Genomic DNA, 26,012 nt, shown 5'->3' with positions numbered 1-26,012 from the left:
AATCGTTGGACAGGTATGAAAGATTTTTATGAGTGATCTAAAAGTTTGAATGAATTTAAGACCTATGCTGAAAATGATCTGAAAGAAAGAGCGGCACAAAATGATCTTTCTCCGAAGCTTTCCGAAGATGAAAAAAATAATCTACTCAATTACATAATCTTTAATAAGGAAAATAAATTCATCCTCGAAAATCTGAGCATAACCGACAAGCAAAGAAAGAGTTTTTCAAAAGAAGAGGATTTTGCGACAATAGATGGAGACTTTACTCTGACGAAGAAACAATTGGATAAAATTCCTGATACACTTGATGGACATAATCTATCAAAGAATGATAAATACGAATTAGCTTTTGGCCTTTTGGAAAAACAAAGGTATGGCAAATCCTATGAAATATTAAAAATCTATATGGATGAAGATAGTTTACCATCATATAGAACATTAACAACCAGTGATATAAATTTTAACAATCAAAATACAGAAATTATGGAAACACTAAAAGAATTCGATCAGGTACAATACCTAAAAGACCAATTAAAATACCTTGGTTTCGGAGAAGGTGAAAAACTTCACAAAGATCTTGAAAAAGGCATTAAATCAGTCAAACCGCAGTTTGAGATTAAAACGTCTTCTGACAAGGCGTTGCCCGGAAACCAAGTAGATTTTACCCTAAAATTCAACAAAACGGAAAATGGAGGTGTTTTTCTTAATTCCTATAATGCTACTTTAAATACTGAGAAAGCAAAAAATATCTCCCATAATTTTCCTGTAAATCGGGAAAATACATTCACTGCTAAAGAAGCGGTTAATTTGCTTGAAGGGCGTGCAGTAAAAATTGAATTTCAGAATCCGAAAACCAATCAAAAGGAACCAGCCTTTGTCAAACTTGATTTTCTCGAACCAAAAACAGAAAAAGGAAATTATCAATTTCAGAATTTTTACAAAAATTATGGTGTAGACACGGCTAACATAGTCGAAAAATCCAATCTCATTTTTGATAAACCTGAATACAAAGAAAACACGATAAAATCTTTGGAAAAAGGAAATGTGGTGAAAGTGAAATTTGAACTGGATGATAAGGTTGTAGAAGGAAAAGCAGTTCTGAATCCGCAATATAAAAATCTGAACCTGTACGACCAGGATATGAGTCGGATTAATACCAACAAACCTTTGGAAGGCATAGAGAATGACAACAAACAAGAAAAAAGCAATGCTAAAGAACAGAGTATTAAACGATAATTAACAGTACCCAACAATCATTAAAGCGGTAAGTTCTAAAATATTTGCCGCTTTTTAAAACCTATAAATGATGCAAAAAATACTATTTTCAATCCTAATTTTTTTATTTACAACGATTTCCTGCCACAAAGAGATCAAATCGAAAAAAGGCGGAATCGATGTTGTTTCTAATGTCTATTTCGATGCTTCTAAAAATCTGAACAAAATACAGAGTTTTCATTTGTCGAGCCTCAATTATTCAGGAGATTCCATTATAGAAAGAATTCCGGATATTGATGCACCCGAAATAACGAAACAAATTCACTTCATTAAAGATTCATTATGCTACACGATTGAAAATGAAGATGCGAGTAAAATTATCTTGTCTGAAATTACAAAAAAACATACACCGATTCCGGTTGAAAACAAAAAAGGAGGAATCTTATTTTCTAAGGAGCTCATCCCCAACTACAGAAACAGAAAAAATTTGTCAGACACGATTTTATTCAAGAAAAAATACAAACGATTTGAGATCAATTCACCTTGGATGTACACGCGTTTTTATATTTATCCAACTGATACCATCTTACCTTATTCAATTTATAAACACGCAGAAATAGACTATAAAGGCAGATTGGAACGTATCGATTCGTACAATAAAAAGACCGACATATTTGTGACGCTTCAATTAATAGCGAGAAAACACTGGGACAGAGAAGCCAAAGAAATTTTTGACTTTAATCATTTCATAAAAAACAGAAAAAGTGAATAGATCATTCAATACTGCCGATTTCAATGAAGATATTTCTATACTTGAAGGAAGTAAAGATGAAATCATTTTATTTGAAAATAGGAGCGATACGCTTTCATTTCTGGAGCTTTTGAAATTAAACAATCAAAGCAATGACAGAACCCTTATTACTTTAAATTATATTGTAAATGCGAAGAAATTTCTAAATAGGTATCAGAATTTTGAGGGTAAGATATTTCTTTGCCTTAACGGAGGCAGAACAGGAGATGCAGCAACCAAAAAAATGCTTACGGAATTTAAAAACAAAAATATCAAAGACATTCGTCCACGATATCAAATTTCTGAAAATGAGAATAATAACCTGACTGAGTATCTGCAAAAAAAATTACACATCCAAAATAAAAATCTTAATTTAGTTGAACCAAAAATTCTAATCAATGAAAACGACAGCACTCAATCCGACCAAATTTCCGACACTCAGCACTTGGGATCCGAGTCTTCTGGAAGAAATTTTGGAGAACTTGGCGAAAACATCCAATCCGAGCAAAACGGAGATTACTCCGGCAGACAAAGAATGGGCAGCAACGATGCTGGAAATGGATCTGCAGGCTCAGAGCGGAACAATTTGGGAAACCACGGAGAACAAAGAAGAGGATCCGATGACGGAACACAACCGCAAGATGATGAAAAAAATGAGGGAAGAGAACATTCCTTGGGCGGAATCGTATCCGATAGAAGAGAAGGAGGAAGACCAGTTTCCGATGTAGAAAACCTTATAGAACAATATAAAGGTCAAAAACTGACCAATGAGCAAGTTGCAGAAGTGGTTTCTTCAGCTTGTTTTGTTTCTGACAATCACAAAATCAATCTGAAAGAAAACCTTCAAATTACTGATGATCTAAAAGAAATTTGCAGCCAATTCCAAAGTGGCGGAACAGCAAAAGAGGGGAGAGGAATTTTAGATGAATATTACACACATTCTAAAATCGTTAATGCTGTTCGCAATTTAATTAAAGACCAATTTAAAAATAAAACTGAAATTTCAGTTTTAGAACCAAGTGTTGGAACGGGAAATTTTCTTTACGCTGCGAAAGATTTAGGAATAAAAACTGCTATTACTGGTTTTGAAATCAATGAAACTACCGCAAAAATTGCAAAAATACTTCATCCTGAAGCGAATGTTAACCTTCGTTCTTTTGAAACTGAATTCATCGATGATAAAGGAAACAAAAAGGAATCTGAAAACTTTTCTGAAAAATATGATCTGGTTATTGGTAATCCACCTTATGGTGAACATCGTGGATTGTATAAAGGTTTGGGCGAAGAACCGAAAATTTCTAAATACGAAGATTATTTTACTAAACGGTCTTTGGACTCATTAAAGCCAAACGGAATTTTAGCAATGGTGCTTCCATCAGGTTGGTTAAACCGACAAAATAATTTGTCAAACGCCCATATTTTGGAGGGCTTTAGGCTGCCAACTGGTACTTTTGCAGAAACGCAAATCGGAACGGATATTATCATTTTAAAAAAGGATTCTCAAAAAATACCTACCGACATTTCCGAATATTTTGAAATTAATCCGGATAGAATCTTAGGTGAAACCAAAGAAAAAACCAACCGTTTCGGTCGTTTGGAAGAATACGTATACGGAAGCTTAGAGGAAGCCTTATTTAAAATTGAACAGTTTAAAAACAGGAAAGAAACTCAGCGAATCGGAAATCTTTTTGAAGATCTATTTTTAGATGATTCTGAAATTAAGGTTGAAAATAAAGAATCCAGACAAAAAGAAATTACTGCAATAACCGAAAGTTCGGTAAAGCTTGTGAGTAAAAATGCAACTAAATGGAATGTAACCGAGGTTCAAGAGAAAATTAGTGAAGTTCTTTCCAAATTAGATGATATCAAATTCAAATCTCCTGCAGTTATAAAAGAAATCGATAAATACATGAAACTTCAATCCCAAATTATTGATGAACCTAAAAAATTCAATAAAAAAAGCATTGAGGAAATTCATCAGAAAGCGGATAAGATCATCCAATCTCAAAACGGAAAAAAAAATACGGAATATAAATTCCAGACAAAACCGGAAATCAAGAAAGGTATTTTAAAATATCAATTTTCCAAAGCTGATGAAATTGTTGAAGCTTCTCTGCAAAATAATTCTGACATTACTGAAGAACAAATTGCAGCGTTTAAAGCCACCTCCTATGATGGAATTATAAAAAATTATTCAAGACATTTTGAATTCGTTAATTATTATAATGGAGAATATGTTCACGATTTTTATTATGTCGAAGGAAATATTTATGAAAAGTTAAATCAATTAGAAAAAGATTTTATTGAAGATTGGGGAATAGGTAGTCTTGAAAAGAAATATTATAAAAAGCAAAAAGCACTCTTAGAAAATGTTTTGCCAAAGCCCAAATCACTTGATGAGATTTTCATCAGTCCTAACCACGAATTTGTCCACAAATTTGATTTGGGAACTATTGAGAAGCTAAGATACAATTCCGCTTCAAGAGCTACAGAACTTGTAACAGAAAATTATAATCTTGCAGAAAATTTCAAGGATTTTGCTGGCAATTTACCGAGTGAAGCTTTTGCAGGTTCTTCTGCTTGGGAAGTCAAAAGTTTCGTAGATAACGAAACGGTCACGGGAAGTGATAAAGAAAGAAATGCTTTAGTCAGAGAAAGAAGAAAAGCAGCTGCCAATGATTTGTTTTATAAATTTCTGAGAGAAGAATTGTCCGATGAAATAAGAGATCGATTTGTAAAAGAATTCAACAGGAATTATAACAACATTCACGTCCCTGATTATTCTAAATTTCCTTTGTTTTCTAAAATTCATCTAAATTTCAAAGGCAAAGAACTTAGATTGACCGAAGTTCAGAAAGCAGGAATTGGAAGACAAACCACAAAAGGTGTTGGTTTGCTGGCGCACGAAGTTGGTTTTGGGAAAACATTGTCGGGAATCTTATCAATGCACGAAGCAATGGGGAGAGGAAATATAAGAAGACCACTCATCGTAGTTCCAAATGACAGTATTTTGAAGCAATGGGTAGAAACGATTTTTGAAATCATTCCCAATGCTAAAGTCAATGTGCTCGGAAATCTTGGCATAGACTATGACCTTTCAAAATTTGATAATAAGGACGGAGAAATTACCATCGTTACTTATGAAGGTTTTAATAACATTGGATTTTCTAATGAGATCACCGAAAGCTTATGTTCAAAATTCAATTATATCTCTGCAAGTGAGTTGAAAAGTATTACCAATACAGAAAGGGATATTCAAATTGAGCTGCAGAAAGAAAAAGAGATTGAAGGTAAGATGAAACGTGGGAAAATCTACGACTGGGAAGATTTTGGGTTTGACCATTTGACCTATGACGAAGTTCATAACGCCAATCATATCGTTGGAAAAGTAAAGATTGAAGACCGACGATTTGCTTCTGATTTTAGAGGTCAGAACCAGCAGACCTCCAAACTGGGGATTAATACTTGGATGGCATGTCAATATATACAGGATAAAAACGACGGAAGAAATGTTACCTTATTATCTGCAACACCTTTCACCAATAAACCATTAGAATATTATTCCATCTTATCACTGATCGCAAATAAACGATTGGAGGAATCAGGTTACTTCAATGTCAATACCTTCTTTGAAACCTTTATGGAAGCGGATAATGATATGGAGATCGATGCAAAAGGCGATGTGAAATTCAAAGCCAACGTTAGAAGATTTAAAAATAATTCTCTCTTTCAACAGCTCTTATCTGAATTTATTGACATCAAAGGAGAAGAAGATAATCCGGAATTGATCCGTCCTAGTAAGATCAATAAAGAATATAAAATTGAGCAGAACGATCTGACGAAAGAACAATACGATCTACTTAATGAAAATTTCAATGAAACTGAAAAAGGGGCAATTCTTACACATATTCTCAATGCCCGTCTCATCGCCATTTCACCTTATCTCTCGCCTTATTATGAAGATGAAGAACCAACCTTAAAAGAATTTATTGAAAATTCTCCGAAGTTGAAACAAACGATGGATTTAATCGCTCAGAATAAAAAGGACATTCCGGAATCGGGACAAATTATATATTCTGAATTAGCTGTTGCTCAATTTTCAAAGCTGAAAGAATATCTCATTACTGAAATTGGTTACAAACCGGAAGAAATTGGAGTTATTACAGGGGCAATCAATAAAAATCAAAGAATAAATATCCAAAATGATTTTAATGAGGGAAAAATAAAAGTTGTTATTGGAAGTGAGGCGATTCAAGAAGGAATGAATCTTCAGGAAAATACCACGGATGTGTATTTTCTTTCTTTGCCTTACAATTTTACTTCCCTGCGACAAGTGGAAGGACGAGCACACAGACAAGGAAATAAAAACGAAAATGTAAGAATAAATTTTATGCTGACCAATGACAGTATTGATGTTTTTATGCTTCAAAAGTTGCAAGCTAAGCAGGCAAGATATTTGGAAGCGATGAAAAAAGGCGCAGATGTTTTGGATATTTCAGACATCAGTACACAGGAATTGAAAACTTCCATCATAACAAATCCTGAAACCAGGGCAAATATTGAAATTGAATTGATGAAAAAAAGGATTGAAAGTGAGAAAAATAAACAACTCGCAGATAGTGCATTTGTTTTGAGAAAGTATGAAGATTTCATAAAAGTGAAAGAATTGGTTACAAAAGCTGAACATTCTTATAACAGGATTGAAGGTTATTCAAAAAATGGAGATGGAGATTCTGACTACTGGAAAAATCAGCTCCCTTCTTATCAGAAAACAATAGCCCTGCATAAAGCTCAAGTTCAAGAAGTAATTGATAATTTGGCTCAAAAAGGAATAAATGTTACTCAAATTGAATTTCAAACCAAAACTACCGAAGATAAAATTGCGGAACTGGATAAGCAACTTGAAGATCTTCCGGAGGTTAAGAATAATCTTACAATTCAATATATTATTGAAAAAAAGCAACAACTGAAGATTAATGAACATTGGGATTACATAAAAGAAAGAGCTATTGAGAATGTTCAGTTTTTAAAAATAAATAATATGAGCTTGGAGATTCCAGATCAAAAAAAAGTTAATGATATTCCAAGGCAAGATCAAAATTTGGGACTTTCTAGAAAACGATAACGATTTTCTAAAATCAATTTCGAATCAATCATATATGAAGTGTAAATGTTGCAAATTTCATAAAATCAATAGCTTATAATAGGGTTTGAAACCTTTATCCATTGAAAATGATATAGATTTGTATCATTAATTCCCAATTCTGTCATTTGTTTTTTCTTGATGCAAAACTTTGATGGTAAATGTTTCTTTGTCTCAGGGACAATAGTAATTGACACAAAACACACGTTATTAGTTCCTACATTTTTTTAAACATTCCATATTCATCTTATTCAGTCCAAAACTCTTGAGTACTATTGTTTTTACTATTCATATACTTCAACTTTACATTAATTTTTAATCAATAACAAAGTGAAATAAATAGTTATGAAAGTAAATATCATTACCACAGAGGATCTTCAAGAATTTAAAAGTGAATTGCTTGAAGATATTAAAAAATTATTTAAAATCAAGACTTCAGAACAGAAATTATGGCTACGTTCATCAGAGGTTAAAGAACTTTTAAAAATTTCCTCTGGAACCCTACAAACCCTTCGTGACAAGGGAACAATATCCTACACTCGTGTCGGGGCAACATTATACTATAATTATAAAGATATAGAAGAATTGCTAAACAGCGATGGTTAATTTTAGTATATCGCACTTTGGCTGGCATTCTGACGTATGAGAAATTTCTATCAACTAATAATCATTATTCGCAATGAATTACATTAAACATTTAACAGGTTTTTTTGAAAAAGTAGCTCAGGACAAAACATTAAATCCTACACATATTAGCTTATATATAGCTTTATTTCAATTTTGGAACTTCAACCGTTTCAGAAATCCGATTAATATTTCCAGAGATGAAGTTATGCGGATAAGTAAAATATATTCAAGAGCGACATATCATAAATGCCTAAAGAATCTACATTCTTTAGGATATATAGATTATCAACCATCCTACAATCCATTCACAGGAAGCCAAGTTTTTATGTTGGATTTCACAGATGAATTAAAACCTCATCTAAAGCAAACAAAAATAAAAATAGATTGTACCAAGCTTATTGAACTATAGATTTCGAGGCATTGATTATTTTCTTGAGTAAAATTTTCATTTGATACAAAAATCATTTTTAACAAATAACTTCAAAATCATAAATCCAGATTTTCTTAAATAGATAATTTTTTCAGGTCTTGTAGTTAAGTGTTTAAATTACGAAATACCGACTCGTAATTTCATACTTTGAGATGTTTGAATCTGAGTGAATTTTCAAAAAAATGTTTGTGAATCCGAACGAAAATTTCTACTTTTACTACGTAAAATTTTTATAATGGATTTTACCGCTTTTTGCAAATGTCCTATTTAAGGCCTTTCACAAGATGCTACAGCGAAACGCTTATCAATAAAAGGACGAGAAGAAGTTACAAAAACCCTCTCTCTCCGCAGAGTAGGAAAAGCAAACTTTTCAAAAACGCTCAAAAATTTATTTAAAAAGCTGTAAATTAACGATTTACAGCTTTTTTTGTGTTTATAAGATGCGCAAAATTTTTATAATTACTCATAATTTTTGTGGCAAAATCGTGGCACAACGAGGATCAATGCCAAAACCTGGGGACTAGGCAAAAAGTTTTGATAATCTGAATAGGAAAAATGCTTTATCTCGTACACCTCGAAGTTGTAACCTGAAGTTTTTTATTTTGGCATTGAAAGATTCTGCTGAAGCATTTGTGCTTCGCTGGTTAAAATAATTGAGAATGCCGTTGTAGTTATGCATAATAGTTTTTGTTAAGGTATTAAAGGATTTAAATCCAGATTCTTCCACTTCTCTAAACCAATGGACTAACTTTAACATAGCGACAGATTTTTGAATGTTCTGATTATAAATTTTCCTGAGCCCATCTGATAAATTGTACGCCTTTTCTAAATCGGGATACTCCTTAAATAGGATTTTTGCTCTTTGTTTTTGTGATAAAGTCCACTTTTCTCTAGTTTTATAAAGCAGGTATCTGCTTCTTGCTAAAAGTTGCTTTCGGGTGTCATCGTTTTCAAAAACTTTAATTATAGGTTTTCGCTTCTTTTGTTTCGCTTCCGTGAGCAAGTTATTTTCTTGCTCAATGGCCTGCCAGCGATGCTTAATCCTTATTTCCTGAAGGGCTTCTGTGGCGAGTTTCTGAACATGGAAGCGATCGATAACCGGTGTTGCATTAGGAAAACATTTTTTGGCAATAAGTTTCATAGACCCAGCCATATCTAAAGTAATTTCCGTTACTTTTATTCTTAATTTTCTGTTGATTTTAAAAAGATGTTCAATTACTGTTTCACTCTGTATTCCTCTGATAATGGCTACAATTGAGCCTTTTCTACCCTTTCCCTTTTTTGAGGTGAGAACGGTATAGAGTTCGCCATCAGAAAGGGCAACTTCATCCAGAGAGAGCTGCTCTGAAATATTTTGAGGATGCAAAATCCAGTCTTCGGCGTGCGGTTTTTGCTCCCAATTTTTAAAATCGCTGAGGGAATGTTTGTACTGTCTTTGAAATTTTCTGCCCTCCACACCGTAAAGCTCTCCAATGGTTTTGCAGGACAAGGCTTTAGCATCGGCAGATTTTTTTTAAGAACTCGGCAAAATCTTGTGTCATGCGTGTTCCTTGGGCAATAAGAGTCCAATCTCTTTGGAGAATATTCCCCGTTTTCGTGTCTGTCCACCTTCTTCGTTTGATGTGGAGTTTTACGGTTTTTCCACGAAGCGGAAAATCATCCACCGTAATTTCTTCTAAAAAACCTTTGGAATACAAGGTTAAAGAAGAAAACTCTTTTGGAATCCTACTTTTCTCTTCGAAATAAAGATGTAAAATTTTGTTTTCTTCTTCAAAATTTATAATATCGAAGTGCTCGATTAAATATTCTGGTAATAATAATTTGAGTAGCCCGGCATCGTTAATCATACCCCAAAATTAAGTATTTTTATTTTTCTCCCCAGGTTTTGGCATTGAGCCCACAACGACCAGTAAAAATATTCGTGCCACAAAATACGTTATAACCATTTGAATATCAAACTAGTAAATGGTATTAACGTCTTGATTAATAAGCAATTTAATTCGAAATTTATTAAATGAAATTTTTGAATTATGTTAGAAAAAAGTTTTGGCACTACATTTTTTTTAAAATCGCCAAGTAAGAAGAAAGTAACTAATAGAACAATCTATTTAAGAGTTACCGTTGACGGAATCTCAAAAGAGGTTTCAACCATGCTTAGATGGGAACTGGATCGCTGGAATCAAAAAACCGAAAGAGCTAGTGGTAGTAAGGAGGATGCGAGATCACTCAACTATTTTTTAGATTCTATTGTCTTAAGCATTACCAAATTGCGGACTGAGCTGCATAATAGTGGTCAGTTCGCCACTGCACAGAAAATAATTGATCATATTAAAGGAAAAGATGTTTCCAGAGTTATGGTTTTAGAAGAATTTCAAAATCATAACGATGAAATGCTACAGTTGGTTGACAACAAACAATTCGCAATCGGAACTTATAAAAGATACGTCACTGCAAGATCTCATGTAGAAGAATTCATTAAGCATCGTTATCAACGTGAAGATATTGAATTTAGAGAGCTTGATTATACTTTTGTTACAGAATATGATTTTTTTTTAAAAACTGTTAGAAAATGCTCTAATAATACCACCCTTAAGTATATTGCCAATTTCAAGAAGATTGTCCTTCGAGCAATAGCAAAGGAAATAATTTTAAAAGATCCTTTCAAATTATTTAAGGCCAAAAAAACAAAACTGGATAAAAAACCTTTGAGTACGTATGAACTGAATGTCTTGGAAAATAAAATATTTTCAACTAAGCGCTTAACAGCGATCAGAGATATTTTTGTCTTCCAATGCTACACAGGTTTGGCTTACATGGATATTAAGCAACTTTCTTATAAAGATATCAAAATTGAAATTGATGGCAGTATGTGGATTATGTCGAAACGGCAAAAAACTAACTCTTCCACAAATATTCCATTATTAAAAAATGCTATTGAAATAATGAAAAAGTACAAGGATGATCTTATTTGCAAAGAATATAATTTAGTGTTGCCTGTAAAGTCAAATCAGAAGATGAATGAATATTTGAAGGAGATTGCAATTTTATGCGAGATAGACGGTGACTTGAACACCCATAGAGCTAGAAGAACATTCGGCAGTACAGTTACTCTGAAAAACGGTGTGCCGATAAATGTTGTAAAGGAAATGATGGGGCATTATTCTGTTACTCAAACTGAGCAGTATGCATTGACAACTCAGGAAATGATCAATAGCGAAATGTTGAAACTCAAGCAGAAGTTGGATAAGAATGAGGTGGCAATACCAGACACGGGAAGACTTTCTCAAATTCTTAATGAAGAGGATCTTAGGATTCTCAAAGATTTTGAGTTAGTTAAAAATATGATTTTAAAGATGAAATAAAATTCAAACAATAAAAATCCGTTAAATAAAAAATTAACGGATTTTTTCTGAAAAATGGAAAGAACGCCCTGAAAAATTAATGAGTGTAAATATCTTAATTATCAAAAAAATTAGTAAAATATCTCAATATAACTCCTGCCTTGTGGATGATAGGAAGGTGTATATTTTGTATAGCCGAAAAGCTGTAATTCTCTAAAATATTTGTGATACGTAGGAATGGTTTTGATATGTGATTTTTTCATCAGTTTACTTCGACTGATTTTAATTCGATCTATATCATTCTGGGCAATCGCAATTTGGATAATTGCTACAATAATAGCAATATGCCATACATTCAGTCTTTTGTCATCAGAAATTTTTTGCAAAAAATTAATCCATTTACGATCCATATTATTCAGATTCAAATAGTTTATAAAGATCCTTTTTGTTGTAATAGTAAGAGCCCATTACTTTTTTATATCTTATTTTCTCACTTACCCGTAGGTTTTGTAAAGTCGCTGGGGAAATATTCATAATCTTCCTGATTGATTTACTTCGTAGCCATTCGAAATCATTTTCAGTGTAAGAATCTTTAGAAATTTCTTCTGCGGCAATTCTTTTAAACTCATTGATAATCTCAATCTTTAGATCCCTTAGATCTGCGCGGGTAATATTTTCCATATCTTCAATTTTAGAAAATAAAGTTATTTTTTGTATTTAATGTATTACAACATTAGGTAGTGTGAAGCTTAACTTGGCATTAAATGGTAAGCTATGATAATTAAATCATGAACTCTCTATGTACCATCACATAAATTGTTTGCTTGTTCTTAGTCAAAAAATAAAATTCCTGTTATTAATCTCTTTTGCTCTTATATTTCATTATAAATCCCTAAAAATGCTGGATTTTATCGGATTGATTCATTGAGAATTCTTTTCATAATCAACCTGTAAAAAGGCAGCTAAGTTAGAGCGGCCAGCATCACCATTCCCAGCCAAAAGACTACGGCATAAACGGTTTCCTCCCTGAAGGTGCCCTCCAATTATTCCGTTTCCTTTTGGCTTTCAGCATTGACCGCTTTGATTATCTGCTTTCTTTTTTCCGGTTTTTCTTTTGAAAAATATTCAGCGAAGCCTGAAAGGCTTTTAGGAGATGGGTCGGAGAACAGATTGAGAATAAATCAAAATGTACAATCTTAAAACAAAACAGTTATGAACGTTATCGGAAGACTGACAAGAAATGCGGAAGTCCGCAACTTGCCGAAAGACAAAAAAGTAGTCAATTTCTCTATTGCTACCAATGACAACTATCGCAACAAACAAGGCGAAAAAATTGAACAGACCACCTATTTTGAATGCTCCTACTGGATTTCTGAAAAGGTTGCCGACTTCTTAACCAAAGGAACTCTGGTAGAACTCAACGGCAGAGCTTACGCAACAGCATGGATAGGAAAAGACGGAGAACCGCACGCAGGAATGAATTTTCACACCTCACAAATAAAAATTCATGGCGGTGGCAAAAAGAATGAAAACACCACTGTCAAATCTCAACACAAAGCAGAAGAAGCCAAACCGAAATCCAATGAGAATAACAGCGACAAAGATGACGATTTACCATTTTAAAACTACAAAACAAAATTTCTAACAATTAAATATTAACATCATGGCACACAATCTTAATTTCAACAACAGAACAGGAAAATATTCTTTTTTCAGCGTCAAAGAAAAAGCATGGCACAGCTTGGGACAAATTGTCAAGGAACATCCAACGAGTGAAGAAGCAATCAAATTTGCAGGTCTGGATTATGAGGTAGAAAAATCGCCTATTTTTACCAAAGGCTCGGGCATTATTGAACAAGCCGACGGTATCGAAATAACCAATTCCGAATTGGAAGTTTCCAACTATTTTGCCAATATCAGAACCGACAACAATACCGTTTTAGGGGTAGTCGGCAAAGATTACCACATTGTACAAAACCGTGAAGCATTTTCTTTTTTTGATGCTATTGAAGAAATTGGGATGGAAAGTGGCTTTAATTCTCGCTCGTCATTCTACAGAACATTTAATATCTATTATCAAATTTCACCAATAGATTACAGAAAAAATATCCTTAACAATAGAAATTGAGATTATTTTTACTGCTTGTCCGCAATTTCTCATATTTTATAACTTTTTGTATTTCTTTGCTAAGTTTACGCCCTTTAGTATCATTTTAAAACAATGAAATTTTAATATTCTTTGTTTGCTTTTGCGTTAAATTATAAAATAGTAGTGAAAACGGATATACATTCTTTTCTTGAATTGTTGTGTAATGATTCTTCATTTTAATGAATTAAGAAACCCTAAAGAGCAACCTAAAGCTTGTTCGCCATAATGATCCATCTTAAATTGATATTCATGATTGAGCCCAGGAGAAAGGTTTCTTTCAAAAAACAATGTATGTGTTTTAATTCCGTTGTCCTTTAATTTTTGAGTAAAAAATTCAGATTGATAAAGTAGGGGGTCAGTATTTCCTGCCGAAATAAAAACAGGAGGAAATTTTTTTGTGAGATAATTGCCAACAGAAGCTGTTTTTAGAGATTCATCAATTTTGAAGTCTTTTTTTCCAAAGTATGACCATGCGACCGTTTTTAGAAAAAAACCAGAAGTGCCATTTTCTATAATCAGATTCAAATCGTAAAAACCGCAATAAAGCAATAATCCTTTTAATTGCTCAGAATCTATTCCGGGCTGTATCTTCATTATGGTTGAGTATTCAGGATTTGTAATAATATTAGCGACCTGTGCCGAAATCATAGAACCAGCTGAATCTCCTGCTAAAACAATGAAATTCTTATCTGCAAAATATTTTTGATGGTGTGTCGAGATATATTGCAATGCTTTATTTATCTCAATTACAGGAGTAGGATATTTTTTTTCAGGCGCAATACTGTAATCTAAACAAAACACGACATAGCCTTTTGATGCGAGAATTTTGGCGTAATTTTCTATCTGCCCTTTGTTTCCTGAAAGAAAGCCACCACCATGTGTCCAGATAATAGCAGGAAGTAGAGAATCTGTTTTTGGGTAATAGACATCAAATAGTAAAGAAGTGTTTTTTAGATCGTATTGTTGATTTTTTACAGAGATTATTTCAGCAGGAACATTTTTCAGTAATGCTTTATTCATCTTTTCACCATTACTATCAAATAGCTTTCGAATAACCAGAGCAGCAGGCCAAGGTGATATTTGGAATGCGAGGTAAATTAGTGCAATAAAGATACACAGCATAACCACAACTTTCTTGAACATAGTATTTCTGCTTTATTGTTAAGTGAAAATTAAACACGGCAATTTAATCGTAAATTACTGTAATATGTTGCTAAGCTCAAAAAAAACGAGTTCTTTCATTCAAACAAAATAATGAATGTAGCGAGATAGTGTCAAATTTAGCTAAGTGATTGAGCTTAGCTAAATTGATTGTGTTTAAAATGATGCTTTTAGGTCATCGTTTATTTCTTTTGTAAACGCATTACGGCAATATCTCCCATGATAAGGTTTAGCGTATTACCATTAACATCATATTTGTTAACAGTTTTAAGCGTATTAAAAAAAACAGTTTCACCTTCTCCTGGGCACGCCATTTTTGTAGCCATTGGGCTATTGAATTTTATGAAATTTCCATCAATTTTAAAAGTAGTATTAAAGTTATTACAACTGCTGTTTCCCGTTAGTTTATTGTCTGCAGTATTAAATGTAATGATTGGTTTTTTGTTAGGATACAAGCCGTCAAAAGCTATTCTTGATCCTGAAACATAATCAACTTCCCAGGTTCCGTTCAATTCATTATTAGCGGTAGACGCTTCAATTGCTTGAAAACGGGCAAGAGGTGCCATTCTCCCTTTATTTAATGATAAAGTACTTCCGTTTATAGTATAATTGTCTGCTGCTATCAATACATTCGCAAGTTGAGTTTCGACCTCCATATTTTCACATGCCATCATTGTAGACATACCTTGAGAAAACTTTATTCTTCCATTTTCCAAAAGGGTAAATTGTCCACCAATACCATTACAACCTGCTGAAGCCATATATCGTTTGTCTGCTTGCTGAAGTCTTAAAAATGGTTCTTTGCCATTTATTTTGTCGTCAACAGGTTTGCCATTAAGTTCTATAAGCTTCCATTGAGTATCGACTAAAGAATTTGTAATCATACTGGTTTTGTTTTCTGTAGTGGTTTTATTTGATACTGTACATGCAGTAAATAATAGAAAGGAGCAAAAAAATGAAATAGATAAGTTTTTCATCGATATTAATTTAGTGATTCAATTGTAAATTTATTGTAAAAAAATTAAATGTAAAAGCATTCAGATGATAAATGATTGTGTTTTTGTGTTTTTTGTTGTTTTATATGTAGTTTGCTGCATGTTTCAGAAGCTTAAAAATAAAGTGAAATGTTTTTTATGTACTTATCTGTTTTTGTAACCAATACTGTTTTAAATATTTGGCAGAACGATGAGCCAATGATTTGAAACAGTATCTATGTTTTAGAATAATAGATTTGTAGATATTTTAGGAGGTAAATTGATGATAGGTAATGTTTTAATGAGTTTGTGTTGCTAGAATTGACGCAACTCAGAGTTTAAGGTTATCATCATATTTTGAATGTTCAGATAAAGAAATTATAAAAAAATGAAAGTAATGAAAAATAAATTTCCAGGTAATCGATGAATGAAAACTGTCCAAAACTATTTAACACCAATGAATTAGTAAAGATGAGGAAAAACAATAATGACTATATTTCTAAAAATATAAAATTGACAGGCAAAACAAAAACTGAAATAATATCAATATTAGGAAATAAATATGTTGAGGATTCTGAAGGAAATATAATTTATTCTGTGAGAATGTTTTTGTTTAGAAGAAAGAAAACATTTATAGGATTTGATGAAAATGACATTGCTGATGTAGTTCTCATCAAATAAGAATTTACTATTTCAACCTGAGTGTTTTAGTAAAAGAATCTATAAATGTAAAAGAAGTGACTATAGAAAAATATTCACATCAAAAGAAAAAACAGTTTAAAAATCAATTTTTAAAGAAGTATTTATGTTTTAAGAATTTAATGGCTCTTACCTACAGAATATTTAGGCAGAAAGATAAAAATATATTTGATCTTAAAATTATAAAGCCCACTAGAAAAGTAGGCTTTATAAGTGCTAATTTTTGCTATTCAATTGAAAACTAATATGCTTTTCATTTCCAAAATTATCAAATATCCAGACATTGAAACTTTGCGAGACATTTGATGTTGAAGTGTAATATAGTCTGAATTCCTTTTTAACAAGTTCATAAGCATCATTAGGCTGATAAGGTGGATCATTAGAATGTTGAAGAGTTCCACTTCCATCAAACTGAAAATACCTTAGATAGTATTTGGTTTCAGAAAAATTCCCTTTTGGAATAATTTTGAGTCTAATTTCAATGGTTTCACCGTTCGCAATATCTTTTGGAATAGGCATGACTGAAACTTCAAAAGGAAAGTTCTGCTGTATTTCTATTTCTTCTGTTGAACATGATGAGAGAGTTAACTCAAAAAGAATCATGACAGGAATAATCAGTAATAAACCAATTCCTCTTTTAATTTGCTTTCTTATATTTTTCATTGTTAAATTTTAAAGGTTAATTCTAATGCCTAATCCAGCAGATGGTCTGAACAGTTCACGGGAGGTATTCCACAACGCTTTTGTTTTAACATGTGGAATTAAAACAATGCGGTCTGAAATATAAACTTCAACTGAAAGTTTACCTACTCCACCATACACAAAATTGGATTCACTCAAAATCATAGCTCCGTCAAAAAGTAATTCTTCTCCTTTATTGATACGTTCAAAACCAGCTATTGCGGATAACGAAAAATTAATAAGAACATTTTTTCTTCGGTCAGCTATTAGATTTAAACTGTAAGCTGCTTCAGCAATGTATGTTTCAATAGGGATGGTGACCGTTTTGTAATTCTGTATTTCTCTATTATACTCGAAGCCAACAAAACTATAATTTCCTTTTCCGGACTGAATTGTCATTCCTGCGCTGACAAAATAATTCTCACTCTTAGAGTTATTTAAAACTAGTCCTGTATTCAATTCAATCGCTTTTTGTTTAGGAATTAACCGCTGAGCATTTGTTGTCGTTAAGCTCATGAGCAATAATCCGATTATCCAGAGGTGTAGATTTTTCATATTATTTCAGTTTTAGATTCATGTCTTTAAAAACAGATGCTTCAATCAGTTCATTATTGGTCACCTGCATTTTTAAATTACGGCCTCCCTTTTTCTCTAAAACCTCTATTTCTAAAAGTTGTCCTTCCGTCAGCGTAAACTGATTTAATAGGAAAACATCAAAAGATTCCTGATGCTCTTCCACAGTTGATATTGTTGAGAAATTTCGAATTGGAGACAATATCCTGTCTTGGATAACAGTCCTTTTCATTTTCTTTTCATCGATTATTTTAAAACTGATGAAATCTACCGGATACGGAATGTTGCCAGAGTTTTTTAGATGGAGGATAAAGTAATATTTGCCTTCATGCACATACAGTCCCCGAAGCAGAAACTGAATTCCAAAACTCTTGTTTCCAATATGTTTAATGCTTCTTTTTGGGTTTTCATACAAGGACTGCATGATTAAGTTGCTAAGCAAAGATGAGCTCCCCTTCATGTCTTCAAAAGCAACCTCCGATGCATAATCTTTTTCATTATTTCTTTGAAGTTTGAGCAGGTCGTAGTTCAAAGTATCAGGATAAGAACTGTAAAAAACATCGAAGCTATAAAACTTTCCGTCTTCAGTAACTACTGAAAAATTGGTCTCTTCTTCAAAATCTCTGGTTGATGCTTTAACTCTTAACACATTGGCGACATCATCTGCCTTGTTAGCAATTAGGTTTTCACTTCCTAAATCAACATATTTGATGGGTGATGGAAATAATAAGTTATAAGTTACTTCCATTTTGTAGGATTCAATTCTCCCCTGATTTAGCGACATTAAACCATCTTTATCCTGTGCATCTACTGAATGACAAATGATTGTAAATAGAAGTAATGATATCCATTTATTTATAATATTTTTCATTGAATTTTAATTTATTTTGAGTTAATTCTTAGCCACCAAAATTATTTGATGACCTGCTTTTACAGTAACTTTTGGCATTCTGACTTTTCTCTGAAAATAGCCAGAAACTCCCTGAACAACTCCACGAGTCAAATCAGAAGCAATCTGCTGACCCGCGGATTGCGTCATCATAATATTTGTTCCTGATGACTGACTCATATTGGCAACGATATCATTCACTGCACTCTGTTCCGGAGTGTAGGGAATGTTTAACCCTAGTTGCCCGTCATTGTCATGAATATTGATTTCAACAGGCTGTATTGAACCTTGATATTCGATACTTGATATTTTCATCTGCAGTCTTTCGCTCTGAAATTTGCAGGAGGCTTTCAGTAAAGTTCCTTTCGGTATTGTCATTTTACCCAACATTATTGGCTCAGACAATCGTAATGAAATGAAACTCTCATTAGTGATAAGCTGAGTCTGATGAATCACTGCCCGAATACTGTTTGTGGTTAGTGCATTATTAAGCTGACTTTCATTTTGAATTCCGGTGAAACTGTTTCTGTTAAATCCTGCCAGAAATGCACTGTCACTTGGTTCACGGTACAGAACAGATACTACGTTTTTGTCGAGGTGCTTAACAGTTGAGATTTTAATTTTTGTTTCTTTTGAGTCTGATTTCTCGGAGGTATTGGATGCTTTTGGTTCTTCGAAAGTTTCTTTCTGTTGAGAAGATGATGGAAGATATTTTGCTGCCAACAGATAAGATTTTTCCATCAGCTCTAACTGCTCATTAATTCCGCTCCCTTTCGGTACTGAATTACTGTTCAGAGATTCACTTTTCAATCTAGAAATCTCTCTCTTCAAATTGCCGACTTCCTGATCGTCCCTACTGTAAAAACTTCCTAAGGTCTTTTGCGCATTGTGGTAACTGTTCACAGCATTTTGGTCGCCCTGCATCAACGCTCCAGAATTATCTACTGAGCTTAAAGGAGTTGGTTGAGCTGTCGGATTTGCAGACTGATTGTCGCTCCAATAATCTGACAATGAAGTCAGATTATTTCTTTTTTCTTCATTCTTCTGTTCCAACAGTTGCTGTTCGTAAGCTTTTTGCTTATCAGACTGCAGTTTATCATCTGCTGCCTGAGGAACTGCAGAATTAAAACCAGCTTCCTCAGCTATAACATTTTTTTCTTTTGGTTTAAAGATGAGGTACAGGCATCCTGCACAAACAACAGCCATTAGAAAATAGATGAGCGGTTTTCTAAATTTTTCAATTCTTTGCAGATTGCTTAATGATTGTTCCTCATTAGTCAAACTGTTAGCGTTTCCTTCTGTAATTTGGATTTGGGTTTTGTTTTCGTTATTCATTTTGATGGACTTTACTAGTTATATTTTGAGGAATCCCCTGAATATGGCTGATGGAGAGGATATTGCCTCCGTTAGCAGTCTCATACCAGATATAGGTCAGTGTTACTAATGTCAATAAGAAGTAGACACCCAAAAATAGTTTTGTCAAAAGCCTTTGTTTGTTAACACTTAAAGCTTTCCAACTGTTGTCGGAGGCATGAATGTACCACTCAATTGTTGTTCGGAATTTTTTCATGATGTAAATTTTTAACGGTCAACAGTTTCCAGATCTTTATTTTCAATAACATTGAATTTTTCAATAGTAAATCCTTGCGGATTATTGTCAGATCGTACGGAATTCACGAGCATACAGCTGGTTATTAAACTTCTCTTGGTCAGATTGCTGGATCTGTAGATAAATTGCTTTGCGAATGTCTGAACCTGATAAGGATAACTGTCAAAGTTGGCAGCTACACTGTCTATTTCAATTCTCTGCTGAATATTCCCTGAAATAATTCTGTTGTAATATCCCTTTTCAGAAAGATCTTTGTAATAGTTAAAAGCAGACTGGTCAGCTAAATTAAATGCCCTTTTCACATTGCTTTCAATAGCATTTTTATCAGGAGCAACCGTGAAAAATAGTTCATGAAAGCGTCTGACGTGTTCTCTTGCTTCAACAGGTCGGTTCAATGACATATCTTGAGATAAAGCAACCATCAAAGATTTACCATTATCCAAAACGTAAATTTTCTGGCGTTGCTCTTCAGCAAATTCATAGGATTTGTAAACAACCACGCCTACAATTCCAAAACATAACAGTGCAAAAGCAAAAGTGAATAACCTGATTTGCCTGAAGCTGTTTTCGATATTTCTTAAGATTTTAAATTCCATTTTTTTGTTTTAATTATTTTAATAATCTGCCTGAAATATTACCCGTTGCTGAACCGGCAGCAGCTCCCGCAATATTTCCTGACTTCGAAGCTGCCTGATTGACATTGCGCATAAAGTTTCCTGCACCTCCAGCCTGAATAACCCAACCTGTAACAGTTGGAACGGTGAAGTAGCCTATGATTCCGATAATCATGTAGATGTGGAGGTATCAGGAATAAAAGCTGGGTCAGCCAGCATCTCTATATCTCGTTCTAAAATCAGTGTTTGGATTTTAGCAAGAATGGCACTGAAAATGTCAGCGACGGGTAGCCATAAATACACACTGATATACCGAGTCAACCACTGCGTGAGAGTCGACTGAAATCCATCCCAAACCGATATGGCAAAGGCAATAGGACCGAGTATTGACAGAACAATTAAAAAGAAAGTTCTGATGGTATCGATAACGAGGGCTGCTGCCTGGAAGAGAATCTCTAAAAATTCACGAAAGCCATCTCTGATTTGTTTCTTTACTTCGAACATCTGCCTTTCCATATACATTCCTGACATCGTTACAAGATCTGACGGTGACCATCCCAGCTCTTCTAGCTTTTTATCAAATTCTTCATCTGAGATTAAGTAAGCCATCTCAGGATTTCTGAGCATGGCTTCTCTTTCCAATAAATCTTTTTTCTGCTGCAGTTCATTCATATCTAAAACCTGATTTTCCAGCATGGAATGACTGCCCTGAACAACGGGGCTTAAAACCCCGTTGATACTTCCCAAAACAATCGTTGAAAAAAACATAATACAGATTCCGATAGCAAATGGTCTTAGCATAGGAAACAAGTCAATAGGTTCAGCACGGCTTAACGCCTGCCAAACTTTGATGGCGACATAAAAAAGTGCTCCCAATCCTGCAACACCCTTGGCAACGGCGGCCATATCTGCACACATTGGCATCATTTCGTCGTAAATAGAGCGCAGTACTTCGTGTAAGTTTGTAGGCTCCATCTTACCAGTATTTTTGATTCGACGTTCCGTACAGATTAAGTACTCGTTGCGTATTGTTCTGTTTTTTCGCTCTCAGATAACTTACAGAAATATTCTTGTTCGTGTAATACCTAACCAGATTGTGATAGTCTTTGACTGATTTGTACACCTTGTCAATAATGTCCATTCGTTCTTTATCATTCAGTGAAAGACTGCTGGTATTGACAATTTGTTTTAGCTCTTTTAAAAGTTCAGTACTCTCATTGAGTAATGTGGAATAACCGTTGGCAATAGCCGTCAATTCCTGAGCATTGAAGTTTGGGTCATTGAGCATTTTTCCGAAATTGTTGACATACATTTCAGAGACATCACCTACAAGCAGTACAGTCTGCTGAACTTTTCTTGCATCTTTTACGAGGTTATTCACTGCTTTCAGTTTGTCGTAATATTCCTTACCCTGTTCGTAGACTTTCTTGACTTCATTGAAATTCTTGACGACATTGGAAACCGTATTTGAGGTCTGAACAATTTCATTCGCTGAATTCAGAATTCCTGAAGCAAGATTGGCTGGGTCTGTTACTACAAACTGTGCTTTTGCTGTGGAGGTTAGAGCCATCGCCGTAACCACCATCGTGGTCATGATTAAATTTTTCATTGTCTTAAAATTTTAATTGATTAATTTTTTTTTGTTGATTTGATTCGCTTGAGCGAAATCCTCTTGATGGCATGTTCGACATTGCCGTCAAGTTCGGATGCCAAATTCATGACCTCCATTTTCTCTGTCTCTTCTGTGGTATAAGCCAAATATTCTTCAGTAGAAACTTCCGTAGCATAGACTGCTGAATGAGTTCCACCCAGTCCAATCCAGACTTCTTTGTATAGTCTTTTAGGATCATTGTTCATGTTGATAGATAAGACCTGCGCTTTCTCTTTGTCGGACAGACCCAACATCGCCTGAATGTCATCAAACTTGTTCATGTACTTTCGCTGATCTAATAAAATCTTGCAGTCTGAATTGTTGATGATGCTTTCTTTGACGATTGGTGACTGAATGATATCATCCACTTCCTGTGTGACTACAATGGCTTCTCCAAAGAATTTTCTGACAGTTTTGAACAGATACTTGATGTATTCAGCCATCCCTTCTTTCGCGATGGCTTTCCATGCTTCTTCAATGAGAATCAATTTTCTGATACCTTTGAGTCTTCGCATTTTATTGATGAAGACCTCCATTATAATGATCGTTACAATAGGAAATAAAATCTTATGGTCTTTGATAGCATCGATCTCAAAAACAATAAACCGTTTGGATAATAGATCAAGTTGTTTGTCTGAATTGAGTAAATAATCATACTCTCCTCCTCTATAGTAAGGTTCTAACACATTGAGAAAATTAGCAATGTCAAAATCCTTTTCTCTGACTTTCTTCTGTTCAAGAACAGATTGATAATCTTCTTTTACAAATTCGTAGAAGCCGTTAAAGGAAGGATAATCATTGTTGTTTTTGATTTTTTCAATGTATCCGCTCACTCCATTGGACAGCGCAACTTCCTCCGATCTCGTTGGAGGCTCATCATCTCTTTTCCATAGGGTAAGAATCAAAGTCTTGATACTTTCTCTTTTTTCAATATCAAAGATACCGTCATCGGTGTAAAATGGATTGAAAGCAATAGGATTGTCTTCTGTATACGTAAAGTACACACCATCTTCACCTTTGGTTTTTCCCTTGATGAGTTCACACAATCCTTGGTAGGAATTTCCAGTGTCGACTAGAAGAACATGAGCGCCTTGCTCATAATACTGTCTTACCATGTGATTGGTAAAGAATGATTTTCCGCTTCCTGAAGGTCCGAGAATAAATTTATTACGGTTGGTAATAATTCCTTGTTTCATTGGAAGATCGGAGATGTCCAAATGAATAGGTTTTCCAGTTAAACGGTCAGCCATCTTGATTCCAAATGACGAGGGGGAATTTTGATAATTGGTTTCTTCCGTGAAAAAACATAATGCCGGTTCGATGAACGTGTAGAAACTTTCTTCAGCGGGAAAATCTGCTGCATTGCCGGGAATTCCCGCCCAATATAATGTTGCTACATCCGTTGTGTTATGTCGGGGTTTGCATTCCATCAGTGCCAAAGCACTTCCTGTATCATTTTTCAGTTGCTTCAATTCAGAAAGATTGTCTGACCATGACATTACATTAAAATGAGCACGGATAGATTGCAGTCCAAATGAATGGGCTTTATTCAGGTACTTTTCAATCCATTCTTTATTGATTTGATTGGCTCTGCTGTATCTTGCGAGTGAATGCATATTTCTGGCTGACTTTTCAAACTTTGCCAGGTTTTCTTCACTGTTGTCAATAAACAGATACTGATTATAAATGTGATTGCAATTGAGCAGCAATCCTACCGGAGATGCAAATGATAAGAGGCAGTCACTTCTGTCGGTACTCAGTTTTTCATAACGACTGTGAGAAGAAACTGTCCCCGGTAAATCGTCTGTATCTGAAAGCGTATGCATACTGATACGGTTATTGCCGATTCTCATTTCTTCTGCTCCTAAATTCAGATCCTGAAGAGATGGGTTAACGTCTCTTGATAAGGTCAGATATTGTTCAAGTAATCCTGACTGTTTTTCAGTGCCGGTAATCTCATTCTCGGTCATTCTTTCCAAATGAACATAACTACTGTCATTCATGATTCGTTCGAACTGATCGACAGCTTCCATAAATCTACTCATCAGTTCTTTGTCTCTGATTTCTTTTGGAATGAGTTTGCCTTTACAGAGCGATGAGAAATTACTCTGCATTCTCATTCTCTCTTTGCTTGTTTTGGTTATAAACAGGTAGCAGTAATGATTAAGAAATGGTCTTTCGTTAAAATGTCTTTCAAAAGATTTAGAAAGAAAACTTTGGTCGTCTTTTGATAAGTCAGGATTGTAATTTTCTTTGATAAACCAATCCTGCTTGTGAACAACTGTGAAATCTGGCAAAGTTTTAATAGCTTTAAACCACGCTGAATGAATCGCTTCATATTCCGCTGAAGCAACAGTAAATAATTCAGGAAGTCTCACTTTAAAACAAACTGTAACATCAGCATCTTTTGAGATAATGCAGTTTTCTTCTACTGCCAGCAGTGGAAATTTGCTTTCCAAAGTAGCTGCTTTCGATTGATTTATCATGTTGCAGTTTTTTTGGAGTTATATTTCAGATGCCTGAAGATTGACTTTCGGCTGATAATGTATCTGGGATGCCTCTTTTTAGCTCCGAGTTTCATGAGTCCGTGTTCTCCATATTTTCTGTTGAGAGAGAAGGTTTTCCAAATCAGTAAACTTGCACTTAGACCTCCTACTCCTAAACAGAAATAAGTACTGACTCCTGTCATGTACATGATCATGACTACAATCAAAAGTCCTAATAAACCTCCTGCAAAAATGAAGAGGTATTGTGCTTTTAATCCTTTGAACTCTACGGTTCTTCCGATTCCTTTATTGATGTTATAGGTATTCATAACTTCATTTTAAAGGAAAAATGAACGGAGGATGGTAGCTGCAACAATCAGAAAAATACAGGCTCCGAACCAGCTGGCAGCGGTCTTGCTGGTGTCAGGGTCGCCACTGCTGAATTTGTTGTAAACTTTTACGCCTCCGATAAGTCCGACGACGGCTCCGATAGCATAAATAAGTTGGGTAGCCGGCTCAAAATAGGAGGTGACCATCTGGGTGGCTTCATTGATTCCGGCGGTACCGTTTCCCTGAGCTGAGAGTGGACTTACGATAGTTAAAGCTAATGCTGTAATCAGGATTTTACATTTGTTATGTCCCATGATTATAATAATTAATTTGTTCGAGAAATCTGCGCTTTGCAGGTTCGTGAACAAATATATCCGGACAATAGAATGAAATATGAGAATTGGAATTACATGGAATACAATGGCTTAGTATTTCTCTCCGGAAATTAAAATTGAATTTGAACTTTAAGAAAAGATGATTGATTTTTGGGATTAATAATCGGTGGAAATGAAAAAACCCAGCAAAAGCTGGGTTTAAAAACTAATAACCATGAAAACTCAATTAACTTGAGAAGATTCTATAAGAAGCAATAAACAAACCAAAATTTGTTAAAAAGTTGTAATTTTCTTTGATGGATATTTTTGCGAAAA

The 26,012-nt window shown here is 34.1% G+C and carries 25 protein-coding genes and 1 pseudogene; 9 read left to right on the top strand and 17 right to left on the bottom strand.

Annotated features, from left to right (window positions below; translation table 11 throughout):
- Positions 1-45: 45 nt before the first annotated feature.
- The 5 genes from LO744_RS11585 to LO744_RS11565 all read left to right on the top strand — a co-directional run bounded on the left by LO744_RS11585 (position 46) and on the right by LO744_RS11565 (position 8,184).
- Complete coding sequence (locus LO744_RS11585) at positions 46-1,236, top strand: hypothetical protein (RefSeq protein WP_230669435.1); 1,191 nt, start codon at positions 46-48, stop codon at positions 1,234-1,236.
- A gap of 70 nt (positions 1,237-1,306) precedes the next feature.
- Positions 1,307-1,987 carry a hypothetical protein gene (locus LO744_RS11580; RefSeq protein ID WP_230669434.1) on the top strand — a complete coding sequence of 227 codons (681 nt, stop codon included), beginning with the start codon at positions 1,307-1,309 and terminating at the stop codon, positions 1,985-1,987.
- Positions 1,980-7,130: a helicase-related protein gene (locus LO744_RS11575; RefSeq protein ID WP_230669432.1), complete on the top strand. Its 5,151-nt coding sequence runs from the start codon at positions 1,980-1,982 to the stop codon at positions 7,128-7,130. The genes LO744_RS11580 and LO744_RS11575 overlap by 8 nt, the downstream gene beginning before the upstream one ends.
- Positions 7,131-7,493: 363 nt before the next feature.
- Positions 7,494-7,754: a helix-turn-helix domain-containing protein gene (locus LO744_RS11570; RefSeq protein WP_230669430.1), complete on the top strand. Its 261-nt coding sequence runs from the start codon at positions 7,494-7,496 to the stop codon at positions 7,752-7,754.
- Positions 7,755-7,827: 73 nt separating this feature from the next.
- Positions 7,828-8,184, top strand: coding sequence for a hypothetical protein (locus tag LO744_RS11565; RefSeq protein WP_230669428.1), 357 nt, complete (start codon positions 7,828-7,830; stop codon positions 8,182-8,184).
- Positions 8,185-8,725: 541 nt separating this feature from the next.
- Here LO744_RS11565 and LO744_RS11560 read toward each other — a convergent pair.
- The gene (locus LO744_RS11560; RefSeq protein WP_230669283.1) at positions 8,726-9,694 is read right to left on the bottom strand and encodes an ISAon1 family transposase; all 969 of its coding nucleotides are present in this window, start codon (positions 9,692-9,694) and stop codon (positions 8,726-8,728) included.
- 4 nt (positions 9,695-9,698) lie between these two features.
- Entirely contained in the window at positions 9,699-10,052 is a 354-nt protein-coding gene (locus tag LO744_RS11555) for an ISAon1 family transposase N-terminal region protein (RefSeq protein ID WP_230669284.1), read from the bottom strand.
- Between the two features lie 183 nt (positions 10,053-10,235).
- Here LO744_RS11555 and LO744_RS11550 point away from each other — a divergent pair, with 183 nt between their 5' ends.
- Positions 10,236-11,567, top strand: a complete 1,332-nt coding sequence (locus LO744_RS11550; RefSeq protein WP_230669426.1) for a site-specific integrase — start codon at positions 10,236-10,238, stop codon at positions 11,565-11,567.
- A 110-nt stretch (positions 11,568-11,677) separates the two neighbouring features.
- Here LO744_RS11550 and LO744_RS11545 read toward each other — a convergent pair whose 3' ends face one another.
- The gene (locus tag LO744_RS11545; protein WP_230669424.1) at positions 11,678-11,956 is read right to left on the bottom strand and encodes a hypothetical protein; all 279 of its coding nucleotides are present in this window, start codon (positions 11,954-11,956) and stop codon (positions 11,678-11,680) included.
- A gap of 1 nt (position 11,957) precedes the next feature.
- Positions 11,958-12,227 carry a DNA-binding protein gene (locus tag LO744_RS11540; RefSeq protein WP_230669422.1) on the bottom strand — a complete coding sequence of 90 codons (270 nt, stop codon included), beginning with the start codon at positions 12,225-12,227 and terminating at the stop codon, positions 11,958-11,960.
- A gap of 531 nt (positions 12,228-12,758) precedes the next feature.
- Between LO744_RS11540 and LO744_RS11535 the strand changes: the two genes are divergently transcribed.
- Both LO744_RS11535 and LO744_RS11530 read left to right on the top strand, forming a co-directional pair.
- On the top strand, positions 12,759-13,169 hold the full coding sequence (locus tag LO744_RS11535; RefSeq protein ID WP_230669420.1) for a single-stranded DNA-binding protein: 411 nt from the start codon (positions 12,759-12,761) through the stop codon (positions 13,167-13,169).
- 40 nt (positions 13,170-13,209) lie between these two features.
- Positions 13,210-13,674 carry an AraC family transcriptional regulator gene (locus tag LO744_RS11530; RefSeq protein WP_262908714.1) on the top strand — a complete coding sequence of 155 codons (465 nt, stop codon included), beginning with the start codon at positions 13,210-13,212 and terminating at the stop codon, positions 13,672-13,674.
- A 192-nt stretch (positions 13,675-13,866) separates the two neighbouring features.
- Here the strand turns inward: LO744_RS11530 and LO744_RS11520 are convergent, their stop codons facing one another.
- Together LO744_RS11520 and LO744_RS11515 are read right to left on the bottom strand one after the other, a co-directional pair.
- On the bottom strand, positions 13,867-14,715 hold the full coding sequence (locus LO744_RS11520) for an alpha/beta hydrolase (RefSeq protein ID WP_230669418.1): 849 nt from the start codon (positions 14,713-14,715) through the stop codon (positions 13,867-13,869).
- 323 nt (positions 14,716-15,038) lie between these two features.
- Positions 15,039-15,740 carry an META domain-containing protein gene (locus LO744_RS11515; protein ID WP_230669416.1) on the bottom strand — a complete coding sequence of 234 codons (702 nt, stop codon included), beginning with the start codon at positions 15,738-15,740 and terminating at the stop codon, positions 15,039-15,041.
- A gap of 513 nt (positions 15,741-16,253) precedes the next feature.
- Between LO744_RS11515 and LO744_RS11510 the strand changes: the two genes are divergently transcribed.
- Positions 16,254-16,511: a hypothetical protein gene (locus LO744_RS11510; RefSeq protein WP_230669415.1), complete on the top strand. Its 258-nt coding sequence runs from the start codon at positions 16,254-16,256 to the stop codon at positions 16,509-16,511.
- 234 nt (positions 16,512-16,745) lie between these two features.
- Here the strand turns inward: LO744_RS11510 and LO744_RS11505 are convergent, their stop codons facing one another.
- From LO744_RS11505 to LO744_RS11455, 11 genes and pseudogenes are all read right to left on the bottom strand, one after another.
- On the bottom strand, positions 16,746-17,192 hold the full coding sequence (locus tag LO744_RS11505; protein WP_262908713.1) for a DUF3872 domain-containing protein: 447 nt from the start codon (positions 17,190-17,192) through the stop codon (positions 16,746-16,748).
- Between the two features lie 9 nt (positions 17,193-17,201).
- Positions 17,202-17,765 (bottom strand): conjugal transfer protein TraO, encoded by a 564-nt coding sequence (locus tag LO744_RS11500; RefSeq protein ID WP_230669413.1) that lies wholly within the window; start codon positions 17,763-17,765, stop codon positions 17,202-17,204.
- Position 17,766: 1 nt separating this feature from the next.
- Positions 17,767-18,654 (bottom strand): conjugative transposon protein TraN, encoded by an 888-nt coding sequence (gene traN / locus LO744_RS11495; RefSeq protein WP_230669408.1) that lies wholly within the window; start codon positions 18,652-18,654, stop codon positions 17,767-17,769.
- A gap of 21 nt (positions 18,655-18,675) precedes the next feature.
- On the bottom strand, positions 18,676-20,007 hold the full coding sequence (gene traM / locus LO744_RS11490; RefSeq protein ID WP_230669406.1) for a conjugative transposon protein TraM: 1,332 nt from the start codon (positions 20,005-20,007) through the stop codon (positions 18,676-18,678).
- Positions 20,000-20,242: a hypothetical protein gene (locus LO744_RS11485; protein WP_230669404.1), complete on the bottom strand. Its 243-nt coding sequence runs from the start codon at positions 20,240-20,242 to the stop codon at positions 20,000-20,002. Before LO744_RS11485 ends, traM begins: the two co-directional genes overlap by 8 nt.
- An 11-nt stretch (positions 20,243-20,253) precedes the next feature.
- Positions 20,254-20,877: a conjugative transposon protein TraK gene (gene traK / locus LO744_RS11480; protein ID WP_230669402.1), complete on the bottom strand. Its 624-nt coding sequence runs from the start codon at positions 20,875-20,877 to the stop codon at positions 20,254-20,256.
- Positions 20,878-20,890: 13 nt separating this feature from the next.
- Positions 20,891-21,870 (bottom strand): annotated as a pseudogene (gene traJ, locus LO744_RS11475) (conjugative transposon protein TraJ).
- 1 nt (position 21,871) lies between these two features.
- Complete coding sequence (locus LO744_RS11470; protein WP_230670544.1) at positions 21,872-22,489, bottom strand: DUF4141 domain-containing protein; 618 nt, start codon at positions 22,487-22,489, stop codon at positions 21,872-21,874.
- Between the two features lie 35 nt (positions 22,490-22,524).
- Positions 22,525-25,032: a TraG family conjugative transposon ATPase gene (locus LO744_RS11465; protein WP_230669400.1), complete on the bottom strand. Its 2,508-nt coding sequence runs from the start codon at positions 25,030-25,032 to the stop codon at positions 22,525-22,527.
- The gene (locus LO744_RS11460) at positions 25,029-25,361 is read right to left on the bottom strand and encodes a DUF4133 domain-containing protein (protein ID WP_230669398.1); all 333 of its coding nucleotides are present in this window, start codon (positions 25,359-25,361) and stop codon (positions 25,029-25,031) included. Before LO744_RS11460 ends, LO744_RS11465 begins: the two co-directional genes overlap by 4 nt.
- A gap of 9 nt (positions 25,362-25,370) precedes the next feature.
- Positions 25,371-25,676, bottom strand: coding sequence for a DUF4134 domain-containing protein (locus LO744_RS11455; RefSeq protein WP_230670541.1), 306 nt, complete (start codon positions 25,674-25,676; stop codon positions 25,371-25,373).
- Positions 25,677-26,012: the final 336 nt, after the last annotated feature.

The organism is Chryseobacterium turcicum, from assembly GCF_021010565.1.
Taxonomy (GTDB): Bacteria; Bacteroidota; Bacteroidia; order Flavobacteriales; family Weeksellaceae; genus Chryseobacterium; species Chryseobacterium turcicum.
Note: the sequence above shows the minus strand (reverse complement) of the source record. Positions and strands in the feature narration are given on the sequence as shown.